This window comes from Nocardioides sp., from assembly GCF_004803405.1.
GTDB classification, from domain to species: Bacteria; Actinomycetota; Actinomycetes; order Propionibacteriales; family Nocardioidaceae; genus Nocardioides; species Nocardioides vastitatis.
This window is the reverse complement of sequence record NZ_SSXI01000074.1, coordinates 1-10,520: the sequence shown is the minus strand read 5'-3', so window position 1 is coordinate 10,520 and position 10,520 is coordinate 1. Positions and strand designations below refer to the sequence as shown.

Here is a 10,520-nt window from a genome sequence, read left to right as displayed (position 1 = left end):
AGCGCCGCCACCTCGCGGCGCAGCCCGGCGGCGTCGGCGGGGAGGTCCCCGTCGGTCTTGCGGGACCGCGCGACACCGTTGCGCAGGGCCACCACGAGGGCTGCGGCGGCGACGGCCAGGGCGAGGAGCGAGAGAGCGACGGCCATGGGCCGAACCTAGTCGAACCCCGAGCACTACCCTGTCAGGCATGGCCCGCATCGCGTACCAGGGGGAACCCGGCGCCAACTCCAACCTCGTGTGCAAGCAGAACTACCCCGACGCCGAGGCGGTTCCGTGCGCCTCGTTCGAGGACGTCTTCGCCGCAGTGGCCAGCGGCGACTGCGACCTCGCGATGATCCCGATCGACAACTCGATCGCGGGCCGGGTGGCCGACATCCACCACTTCCTGCCCGACTCGGGGCTGCACATCGTGGCGGAGCACTTCCTGCGCATCCAGTTCACCCTGATGGCGGTGCCGGGAGCGACCCTCGACACCATCGAGACCGTGCACAGTCACGTGCACGCGCTCGGCCAGTGCCGCAAGGTGATCCGCGAGCTCGGGCTCAAGCCGATCATCTCCGGTGACACCGCCGGCGCCGCTCGGGAGGTCGCCGAGGCCGCCGACCAGCGCCAGGCGGCGATCGCGCCGCCGCTGGCCGCCGAGATCTACGGACTCGACATCCTCCGGGAGGACGTCGAGGACGAGGAGCACAACACGACGCGCTTCGTGGTGCTCTCGCCGGACTTCGTCGCGGCCCCGCAGGGCGGTGGCCCGGTGGTGACCAGCTTCGTGTTCAACGTCCGCAACCTGCCGGCCGCCCTCTACAAGGCCCTCGGCGGGTTCGCGACCAACAACATCAACATGACCAAGCTCGAGAGCTACATGGTCGGCGGCGAGTTCACCGCGACCCAGTTCCTCGCCGAGGTGGACGGGCACCCCGACGACCCGGGGCTCAAGCGGGCGCTGGAGGAGCTGGAGTTCTTCACCACCGACGTGAAGATCCTCGGCGTCTATCCCGCCGACCCGTTCCGGGGCTGATCGCGGCTCGGCACGACCCGGCCGCCTAGAGTGCGGACATGGTGGCCAACGCGACGACGCCCGGCGCCGACAGTGAGGTGGGTCGGCTCCGGTCGGTGCTCCTGCACCGCCCGGGCAACGAGCTCAGGCGGCTGACCCCCCGCAACAACGACCGGCTGCTGTTCGACGGCATCCCGTGGGTCTCCCGCGCCCAGGACGAGCACGACGCGTTCGCCGCCGCGCTGCGCGAGCGAGATGTCGAGGTCCTCTACCTGACCGACCTGGTGACCGAGGCGCTCGAGGTGGCGGGGGCGCGTGAGGCGGTCGTGGAGACCACCCTCACCGGCCCGAGCGGGTTCGACCTCGGCGACACGCTCCGGACCTACCTGCGGTCGATGTTCGAGGACGCCACCCCCGAGGGGCTGACCCAGCTGCTGACGGCGGGGGTGCGCAACGACGAGGTCCGCTCGGGGCTCAACCGGGGCACGCTGGTGACGACGCTCCTGCCGGACGACGCCTTCCTCGTCGACCCCCTGCCCAACCTGCTCTTCACCCGCGACTCCTCGGTCTGGCTGCGCGACCGGGTCGCGATCACCTCGCTGGCGATGCCGGCGCGCCGACGGGAGAGCCAGCTGACCGAGCTCGTCTACCACTTCCACCCGCGGTTCGCGGGGATCGCGCGCATGCACGGCCATCAGCTCGAGCACGTCGAGGGTGGCGACGTCCTGCTCCTGGGCCCCGGGGTGATCGCGGTCGGGGTCGGTGAGCGCACCACGCCGGCCGGCGCCGAGCGGCTCGCGCGGCAGGCCTTCGCGGCCGGGCTCGCGACCACCGTGCTCGCCGTGCCGATCGCCCAGGAGCGGGCCACCATGCACCTGGACACCGTCTGCACGATGGTCGACGTCGACAAGGTGGTGATGTACCCCAACATCGCCGATACCCTGGTCGCCTACGCGGTGACCCGGCGCGATCCAGGCTCCGAGGACCTCGTCGTCGCGCCTCCGGAGCCCTTCCTCGTGGCCGCGGCGAAGGCCATGCAGATCGATACGCTGCACCGGATCGACACCGGCCTCGACCCGGTCACCGCGGAGCGCGAGCAGTGGGACGACGGCAACAACACCCTGGCGCTCGCCCCCCGGCTGGCGGTCGCCTACGAGCGCAACGACGGCACCAACGCGCGGCTCGAGGAAGCCGGCATCGAGGTGATCCGGATCGCCGGCTCGGAGCTGGGGTCCGGCCGCGGCGGGCCGCGCTGCATGAGCTGCCCGGTCATCCGGGAGCCGCTGGGGTGACCCGGGCTCCCCGGGACACGAGGTGAGGACCGGCCACAGCCTTCCCGGCCGGTTCGCAGGACCACTAAGGTCGACGGGGGATGGGCAACCAGGCGGCCGCCCGTCAGGACAGAGAGGTTCAGCATGGCAACGTTCTTCGAGCACTTCACGCCGCAGGAGATCGCCAGGATCAGCGCGACCGGGCGGCGCGTGAAGCTGCCCCAGGGCTGGTCGCCGATCTGGGAGGACACCCCGGCGGACAAGGCCTACATCATCCTCGACGGCACCGTGTCGGTCCGGAAGGACGGCCAGGAGATCGCCCAGCTCGGCCCCGGCGACATCGTCGGCGAGGCCGCGATCGTCGGACACTCGCTCCGCACGGCCAGCGTCGTCGCGATGACGCCGCTCGACACCATCCACCTGACCGACGAGACGCTGCGCGAGCTCGACGCGGAGTGGCCCGCCTTCCACGACGCGCTCGTCGAGGTCGCCCAGGCGCGCCTCGGCGGCCAGGGCTGACCGCGGGGTGACCGCGGGGTGAGCGAGCCGGTCGACCCGACGGACGACGGGTCGGCCGCTCCGTCGCTGCCTCCCGTCGCGCCGCACCCGGGCGCGCTCGAGGCGCTCGAGCAGAAGCTGCTCGGCGCCCGACCTCACCTGACCCAGGAGGAGGTCGCCGAGCAGGCCGGGATCACCCTCGACGTGGCCCGTCACCTGTGGCACCTCCTGGGCTTCGCGCACACCGCGCCGGGTGAGGTCGCGTTCACCGACGCCGACGTACACGCCCTGAGGCTCACCAGCGACCTGATCGGGATGGGCGTGCTGAGCCAGGACCGGCAGGACGGCCTGGTCCGCACCTGGGGCCGCAGCTTCGCCCGGCTCGCGGAGTGGGAGGTCGCCCTGCTCGGCGACATCGCCGCCGAGAGCGGCGCCGACCCCACCGACGGCCTGCTCGCGATCGCCGACGAGGTGCTGCCACGCGTCGAGGCCCTCCAGACCTACGCCTGGCGGCGCCACCTGCTCAGCGCCGGATCACGGCTGATCGCCGAGCGGGAGTCCGGGTCGGCCTCCACCCTGGCGGTCTGCTTCGTCGACATCGTCGGCTACACCTCCCAGTCCCGGGCGCTCACCGATCGCGAGCTGGTCTCCTGGCTCGAGGCCTTCGAGTCGGCGGTCCTCGGGATCACCGTCGACCGCGGAGCCCGGATCATCAAGAACATCGGCGACGAGCTGCTCCTGGTCGCCGACGACCCGGCGCAGATGGCCGAGATCGCGCTCGAGCTGACCGCACGCGGGGCCGACGAGGACGACCTCTTCCCTGCCGTCCGGGCAGGAGTGGCGTACGGCGAGGTGGTGACCCGACTGGGCGACGTCTTCGGCCCCGTCGTGAACATCGCCGCCCGCCTCACCTCGGTCGCCCGGCCGAACACCGTACTGGTCGACCGAGGGATGCACGAGGCGCTGTCGGAAGCGGGCCCCGGCGACGAGCCGGACCCGGAGCCGGAGGCGGCGTCGTACCGGCTCCGGCGCCTGCGGCGGGTCTCGGTGAAGGGGTACTCCCGGCTGCACGTGTGGTGCCTGCAGCAGCCTCGGTCCGCCTAGCGGATCGTGACCTGACGGTTGGCCAGGCCGCTGCGGGCCGCGCGCTCCTCGGTCGTCAGGTCGGTGGTGCTCGCGAGCGCGTCGTCCAGCTTGGCCCGGAAGGTGCCGGCAGCCTCCTCGAGCGGCTCGGGACCGGTGCCGACGGCGAGGTCCCACACGGGGGCGAGAAGCCCGTGCGCGCGGAACATGCCGACCAGGCGGGCCTCGGGCAGGATCACGTCGTCGCCCGAGACGTGCAGCCGGGCGAGTGCGTCCAGGAGCACGTCCTCCGGCTCCGGCATCACCCAGCGCAGGTGCTCCTTGGCGCCCATCCGGGTCCAGTAGGCGGCACTGACCTCGGTGAGGCGCGCCGTCGGCGCCGCGGCACCCTCGGCCGCCTCCAGCGCCTGGGCGAGCTCGGAGCTCTCCTCCATGTCGGCGACCCAGAAGTCGAAGCCCTCGTGCACCTGGACGTCGAGGACCGCGTCGGGGTCCACCAGGTCCTGCAGCCGCGGGCCGGGCCCGGGAGGCTGGGTCAGGCCGACCATGCCGGCACCGGGATCGCCGTCGAGCGCCGCGAGCAGCACGGCGCCGAGGTCGCGGGCCGGGTCGCCGTAGTTGTGCTGGACCTGGAGGCCGAGCCAGATCTCACCGCTGTCGCGGACCAGCGCGGGGGCCGCCGCGGGCAGCAGCGTGCAGAGCCTGACCACGCGGTCGCCGTGCTCCCCCTTCAGCGGGAGGACGGCGGTCGCGGCCGGCACCAGCTCGCGCATCGCGACCACGTCGCACTCCGCCGGCAGCCCCTCGAAGGGACGCTTCACGAAGACCTGGCCGCCGCCGGGCGCGCCGTGGCAGGCCTTGTAGCGCTTGCCCGAGCCGCAGGGGCAGGGCTGGCGCGGACCCACCTCGCCCGGTCCCGCCTCGGGAGCTGCCGTCGACCTGGTCCGGTTCTTCTTCGCCATGCCCCGCAAACTACTGCGCGGCCGCCTCGCGGGTGTCCTCGCCCCCGAACCGCTTGTCGAGCAGGTCGATCATCAACCGGGGACGGTCGCTGATCACGGCCTTCACCCCCGCTTCGAGGCACAGATCGAGGTCCCGCTCCTTGTTGACGGTCCAGACGTGCAGGTCGCGGCCGGTGCGGGCGATCGACTCGATGACCCGCGGGTGATCGCGCAGCATCCCGATGCCGGGACCCACGACCCAGTCCTTGCCGATCACCCGGCGCACCATGGGCCAGTAGGTCGGCTTGTCGATGAGCTGCACCAGCCGGACCTCGGGCGCGAGCCGTTCGACGCGCTGCAGCGCGGTGAACGAGAAGCTCATCACCCGCACCGGCGCGTCCGCGTGATGCCAGCCGAAGTCGCGCAGCATCTCGACCAGCCGCTTCTCCACCAGTCCGCCGAACCGGGTCGGGTGCTTGGTCTCGATGGCCAGCTCCACGCGGCGGTCGTAGTCGGCCACCGTCTCCAGCAGCTTGCGCAGCGTGAGCACGCTGTGGTGCGTCTCGTCGATGTCGGGAGCCTCGTCGTCGAGGTCGGCCCACGGGTTCTTCCACGACGCGAAGTCGAGCTCGGAGAGCTCCGCCAGGTCCATCGTGGAGACGAGCCCCTTGGTCGCCGCCGTACGACGCAGGTCCCGGTCGTGCACGCAGACCAGGTGTCCGTCGGCGGTCAGCCGGACGTCGCACTCGAGGCCGCCGGCCCCGGAGTCCAGGGCGGTGAGATACGCCGCGAGGGTGTGCTCCGCGAGCTCATGACTGGCGCCGCGATGGGCGACGACCTGCGGTCGCATACGTCGATTGTCGCAGGGCCTGCGCGCGTTGGCAGGGATGTTCACGGGTCGTTCGTGAGACGTGCGTCCTCAGGGTCCGTTCGGGGGTCGACCGGGGTCGTTCCCGGATGTGCCGGCCGGCCGCTCGCGGCAGGGTCGAGGTCATGACCGACTACCAGCCCTATCCCGCTCCCGAGCCGGCACCTCGTGCCCCCTCCGCGCCCCGCCGGCTCGTCCGGCGCGAGGACAACAAGGTCGTCGCGGGCGTGTGCAGCGGCGTCGCGGACTACCTCCGCGTCGACGCGAACATCGTCCGCCTGGCTCTCGTCGCCGCCGTCGTGTTCGGTGCCGGCTCCGGCGTGCTGCTCTACCTCGCCGGATGGTGGCTGATGCCGCGCGGCTGAGGCCCCGTGCCCGCCTAGGCTGGCGCGGTGGCTGATCCCGACCTGGTCATCCGGCTCCGCGCCGCCGGCTGCGTGTACGCCGAGGAGGAGGCGCGCGTGCTCTGCTCCGCCGCGTCCTCGTCCGACCAGCTGGAGGCGATGGTCGCCCGCCGGGTCGCCGGAGAGCCGCTCGAGTACGTCGTGGGCTGGGCCGAGTTCGACGGGCTCCGGGTCGCGGTCGACCCGGGTGTGTTCGTGCCACGGCAGCGGACGTCGTACCTCGTGGAGCTGGCGGCCACCGCCCTCGCCGAGGTCGGCGATCCCGGCCTGGCGCTCGACCTGTGCTGCGGGAGCGGCGCCCTGGGCCTGGCGCTCACCACCCGCCGGCCGGGCCTGCGACTGCACGCCGTCGACAGCGATCCGCTGGCGGTGGCCTGCGCCGCGCGGAACCTCGCGAACGTCGGCGGCGTCGCCCACCTGGGCGACCTGGACGCGCCACTGCCGGTGAGCCTGCGCGGCCAGGTCGACGTGATCACAGCGAACGTTCCGTACGTGCCCTCCGCTGTGATCGCGCTGATGCCCGCGGAGTCGCGGGACCACGAGCCCCGGGACACCGTCGACGGCGGGCCTGACGGGCTCGTGCTGCTGCGACGGGTCGCGACGCTGGCTCCGGCGTGGCTCCGGCCGGGCGGATGGGTGTTCTCCGAGGTGTCCGCGGCGCAGGCGGGCACCGCGGTCGCGGCGTTCCGCTCCGCCGGCCTGGCGGCGCAGGTGCACCACGACCCGGAGCGGGACGCGACGGTCGTGAGCGGCCGTCAGTCGATGCCGAGCTCGTGACCCCAGCGCCGTAGCGCCGCCGCCAGCAGGGTGCGATCGCGTTCGCTCAGCAGGCCGACCAGGCGGTGCTCGTTGGCCATGTGCGCGCTGAACGCCTCGTCGATCAGTGCGCGGCCCTCGGCAGTGAGGGAGATCAGGCGCCCACGCCCGTCGCGGTCGTCGACGCTCCGCGAGACCCAGCCCCGGCGCTCACATCGATCGACCCGCTTGGAGATCGCGCCACTGGTGACCATGGTCGCGGCCGCGAGCTCCCCGGCGGACAGCGCGTACGGCGCACCGGAGCGGCGCAGGGTGGCGAGGATGTCGAACTCGCCCTCCCCCAGCCCGAACGTCGCGTACACCGCGACCAGCTCGTCGGTCAGCCGGTTGCTCACGCGGCTCATCCGGCCGATCACGCCTACCGGCGAGACGTCGAGGTCGGGTCTCTCCTGAGCCCATTGCTCGAGGATCCGGTCGACGTGGTCCGCTGGCATGGCTGGAATATATCTGACGAGGAAGATAGTTTGACTTCCGTGGAAGATAAACTTGGCGCGCGGTTGCTCCTGCTGGCGGTGACCGCGATCGCCCCGATCTCGTGGGGCTCGACGTACTACGTCACGGCCACGCACCTGCCGCCGGACCGGCCGCTCTTCGCCGCCCTGGTGCGTGCGCTGCCGTTCGGGCTGGCCCTGCTGCTGGTGCGCCGACAGTTGCCGCACGGCGACTGGTGGTGGCGGGCCGCGCTCCTCGGGGTGATCAACGTCGGTGCGTTCTTCGCGCTGATCTTCGTCGCGGCCTACCGCCTGCCGGGCGGGCTGGCCGCCACCCTGACCGCGACCTCGCCGCTCCTGGTCGCCCTGATCGCGTGGTTGCTGATCCGGGAGCGTCCCACCCCCGGCGCGATCGTCGGCGCGGTGCTCGGCGTCCTGGGCGTCGCCCTCCTCGTGCTCCGCGCGGGCTTCACCGTGGATCCGGTCGGCGTCGCCGCCTCGCTCTCCGCGGTGCTGCTCTTCTCCCTGGGCATGGTGCTGGTCAAGCGCTGGAAGCCTCCCGTCGACATGCTCACGTTCACGTCGTGGCAGCTGGTCGCGGGCGGACTGGCGATCCTCCCCGTCGCCCTCATCGTCGAGGGCGCGCCTCCCGCGGTCGACACCTCCGCCGTGGCCGGCTACCTCTACATCGGCGTCGTGGGCACGGTCGTCGCCTACACCGCGTGGTTCACCGGCATCGGACGGCTGCCCGCCACCGCCGTCGCCCTCGTCGGCCTGCTGAACCCGGTCTCGGGAACCGTCATCGGGGTCACGCTGGCCGGTGAGCCGTTCGGTGCGGTCCAGGTGGTCGGCACCGGCCTGGTCATCGCCGGGATCGCGCTGGGGACCGTCCGTCGCCGCCCGAGCGGGCCGTCGGCGGAGGAGCGCGAGTCGCAGCGAGCGCTGGAAGAGGCGGCCGTCTGATGTGCGTTCCCCGGTTGCGATGTCAGCATGGACGACGTGGACGGCGCACGCGAGCTGCTCGAGGCGGAGCGTGACCGGACCCTGCGCCGCCTCGCGAGCCTGACGGACGACTACGACTCGGTGGTGGCCGCCTCCCGCGACACCAACGCCGACGACGAGCACGATCCCGAGGGCGCGACCATCGCCTTCGAGCGGTCGCAGGTCGGCTCCCTCGTGCGCCAGGCGCGGCTCCACCTGGCGGAGGTCGACGCCGCCGCGGAGCGGCTCGACGCCGGCACGTACGGGACGTGCGAGCGCTGCGGCGAGCCGATCGCCACCGGCCGACTCGAGGCCCGGCCGGTAGCGAGGACGTGCATCCGCTGCGCCGGCGCCCGTTGACTCGGGACCGGGCGATGCCTTGCACGTCGTCCTGATCGCGGCGAAAGCAGTGCCGAGCGCCGCGATGGCCGGTTCAATGCGAGTGTGCCGACCACCGCTCCGCCTTCCGGCACCCTGGCGCTGCTGTTCACGGACCTGGAGGGCTCCACCCAGCTCTCGCAGCGCCTGGGCGACCGCTGGGCGTCGGTGCTCCGCCGTCACCGGGAGCTCAGCAGAGCTGTCTGGCAGCTGCACGACGGCTACGAGGTCGACACGGCAGGTGACGGGTTCTTCGTGGTGTTCGCCGACGGGCGTCGAGCCGCCGCGGCCGCACTCGCCGCACAACGGGCACTGACGACCGCAGCCTGGCCAGACGGTGTCGTCGTACGGGTCCGGATGGGACTGCACCTGGGTCAGGTCACGAACTACGACGACAGCTACGTGGGCTACGAGGTGCACCGTGCCGCCCGGATCACCTCGGCCGCACACGGCGGCCAGGTGGTCGCGTCGGCCGCCCTGATCGACCTCGGACTACCGGAGGGGAGCGGGATCTCGGTCGTGGACCTCGGCCATCACCGGCTCAAGGACCTCGTCGAACCGGAGCACCTGTTCCAGCTCACCGCACCGGGCCTGCCCGCTGCGTTCCCGCCGCTGCGGTCGGCCCGGGCGGACACCGCCGCCGCGAAGCTGCCGGCGACCTACCGCAGCGAGGTCTCGGTCGCGCCCGGAACCCTGCAGCTGCCGGACGGCCGGCTGGTGGCGGTGACCACGTACGGGCTGCGGATCGGTCGGTCGCCGGACAACGAGCTGGTCCTCGCTGACAGCTCGGTGAGTCGCCACCACTGCGTCCTCACCGCGACGAACGACGGCTTCGTGCTCACCGATCTGCAGTCGACCCACGGCACCCTCGTCAACGGGCTCCGACTCGATGCTCCCAGGATGCTGACGAGCGGCGACCTGATCCGAGTCGGTGACACCCAGCTGACGTTCGGCTGGCCGCTGCAGCCGTGACTGCCTGCTTGAATGAATGCGTGCAGTGGGCCTTGCTCAGCGGACTCACCGAGGCCGAGCGCGACGAGGTCGTGGCCCTCGGGCGGCGCCGCAGCTTCGCCCGCAACGAGGTCGTGTGCCACCTCGGGGATCCTGCCGACTCCTTCCACCTCGTCGAACGGGGCAGGCTCGGGGTGAAGGTCGCGCTCCCCAGCGGTGACGAGGCGATGATCAACGTCCTCGGCCCCGGTGGGTCCTTCGGCGAGCTGGCGCTGGTGCGCGCGGACGGCCACCGCACGGCGACCATCGTCGCGCTCGAGGAGGCGACCACGCTCGCCGTCCCGGGCTCGACCTTCCGGATGCTGTGCCGGCGCAAGCCGGAGTTCCAGGCCGCCGTCACCGAGATGCTGGCGGACCGGGTCGACGAGCTGTCGCGGTTGCTGCTCGAGGGCATGTACTTCACCTTCGACCGGCGCCTGCAGCTCTGCCTGACCCGCCTCGCCGCGGCCTACGGGAGCGGGGCGGGGACCGTGTCGATCCCGCTCACCCAGAGCCAGCTCGCCGCGATGACCGGAGGCACGCGGCCCACGGTCAACCTCGCTCTGCAGAAACTGTCCGAACAGGGCATCGTCCGGCTCACTCGCGGCCGGATCGAGATCACCGACCTGCGCCGGCTGCAGGCCAAGGTCCGCACGTGAGCCGCGTGCTGCCACGTCCCGCCGATCGGACGCGGACAGTGCCCGGTCGGCCCCGAGGGGCGACCGGGCACTGCGCGCGAGGAGCTCAACGGCCCCCGTGGCCGGCGTACGGGTACTGACCGTCGGGGTGGCCCGGGTGCTGGGCGAAACCCACGGGCGCTGCCACCGGCTGCGCCGGAGTGGGTCCGGCTCCCGGGGCCGCG

At 72.5% G+C, this 10,520-nt stretch carries 13 protein-coding genes; 10 read left to right on the top strand and 3 right to left on the bottom strand.

From position 1 onward, the window contains the following. Positions 1-187 precede the first annotated feature (187 nt). The 4 genes from E7Z54_RS05500 to E7Z54_RS05485 all read left to right on the top strand — a co-directional run bounded on the left by E7Z54_RS05500 (position 188) and on the right by E7Z54_RS05485 (position 3,870). Positions 188-1,018, top strand: a complete 831-nt coding sequence (locus E7Z54_RS05500) for a prephenate dehydratase (RefSeq protein ID WP_136432003.1) — start codon at positions 188-190, stop codon at positions 1,016-1,018. Between the two features lie 38 nt (positions 1,019-1,056). After that, positions 1,057-2,289 carry an arginine deiminase gene (locus E7Z54_RS05495; protein ID WP_136432002.1) on the top strand — a complete coding sequence of 411 codons (1,233 nt, stop codon included), beginning with the start codon at positions 1,057-1,059 and terminating at the stop codon, positions 2,287-2,289. Between the two features lie 123 nt (positions 2,290-2,412). Beyond that, positions 2,413-2,787, top strand: coding sequence for a Crp/Fnr family transcriptional regulator (locus tag E7Z54_RS05490; RefSeq protein WP_136432001.1), 375 nt, complete (start codon positions 2,413-2,415; stop codon positions 2,785-2,787). An 18-nt stretch (positions 2,788-2,805) separates the two neighbouring features. After that, positions 2,806-3,870, top strand: coding sequence for an adenylate/guanylate cyclase domain-containing protein (locus tag E7Z54_RS05485; protein WP_240769531.1), 1,065 nt, complete (start codon positions 2,806-2,808; stop codon positions 3,868-3,870). Here the strand turns inward: E7Z54_RS05485 and E7Z54_RS05480 are convergent. Continuing rightward, the gene (locus E7Z54_RS05480) at positions 3,867-4,811 is read right to left on the bottom strand and encodes a DUF5926 family protein (RefSeq protein ID WP_136432000.1); all 945 of its coding nucleotides are present in this window, start codon (positions 4,809-4,811) and stop codon (positions 3,867-3,869) included. The two genes, E7Z54_RS05485 and E7Z54_RS05480, sit on opposite strands and share 4 nt — an antisense overlap. 10 nt (positions 4,812-4,821) lie before the next feature. Further along, a complete protein-coding gene (locus E7Z54_RS05475) occupies positions 4,822-5,640 on the bottom strand; it encodes a glycerophosphodiester phosphodiesterase (RefSeq protein ID WP_136431999.1) in 819 nt (272 codons plus the stop codon). Between the two features lie 143 nt (positions 5,641-5,783). Here E7Z54_RS05475 and E7Z54_RS05470 point away from each other — a divergent pair, with 143 nt between their 5' ends. Both E7Z54_RS05470 and E7Z54_RS05465 read left to right on the top strand, forming a co-directional pair. Further along, positions 5,784-6,023, top strand: coding sequence for a PspC domain-containing protein (locus E7Z54_RS05470; protein WP_136431998.1), 240 nt, complete (start codon positions 5,784-5,786; stop codon positions 6,021-6,023). A gap of 27 nt (positions 6,024-6,050) precedes the next feature. Continuing rightward, entirely contained in the window at positions 6,051-6,839 is a 789-nt protein-coding gene (locus E7Z54_RS05465; RefSeq protein WP_136431997.1) for a putative protein N(5)-glutamine methyltransferase, read from the top strand. Here E7Z54_RS05465 and E7Z54_RS05460 read toward each other — a convergent pair. Then, on the bottom strand, positions 6,818-7,312 hold the full coding sequence (locus tag E7Z54_RS05460) for a MarR family winged helix-turn-helix transcriptional regulator (protein ID WP_136431996.1): 495 nt from the start codon (positions 7,310-7,312) through the stop codon (positions 6,818-6,820). The two genes, E7Z54_RS05465 and E7Z54_RS05460, sit on opposite strands and share 22 nt — an antisense overlap. A 39-nt stretch (positions 7,313-7,351) precedes the next feature. Between E7Z54_RS05460 and E7Z54_RS05455 the strand changes: the two genes are divergently transcribed. The 4 genes from E7Z54_RS05455 (at position 7,352) to E7Z54_RS05440 (ending at position 10,317) form a co-directional block, all read left to right on the top strand. Beyond that, positions 7,352-8,272 carry an EamA family transporter gene (locus tag E7Z54_RS05455; protein WP_136431995.1) on the top strand — a complete coding sequence of 307 codons (921 nt, stop codon included), beginning with the start codon at positions 7,352-7,354 and terminating at the stop codon, positions 8,270-8,272. 309 nt (positions 8,273-8,581) lie between these two features. Further along, the gene (locus E7Z54_RS24345; RefSeq protein WP_417621281.1) at positions 8,582-8,650 is read left to right on the top strand and encodes a hypothetical protein; all 69 of its coding nucleotides are present in this window, start codon (positions 8,582-8,584) and stop codon (positions 8,648-8,650) included. 84 nt (positions 8,651-8,734) lie between these two features. After that, complete coding sequence (locus E7Z54_RS05445) at positions 8,735-9,640, top strand: adenylate/guanylate cyclase domain-containing protein (protein ID WP_136431994.1); 906 nt, start codon at positions 8,735-8,737, stop codon at positions 9,638-9,640. 20 nt (positions 9,641-9,660) lie between these two features. After that, complete coding sequence (locus E7Z54_RS05440; RefSeq protein WP_136431993.1) at positions 9,661-10,317, top strand: Crp/Fnr family transcriptional regulator; 657 nt, start codon at positions 9,661-9,663, stop codon at positions 10,315-10,317. Positions 10,318-10,520 lie beyond the last annotated feature (203 nt).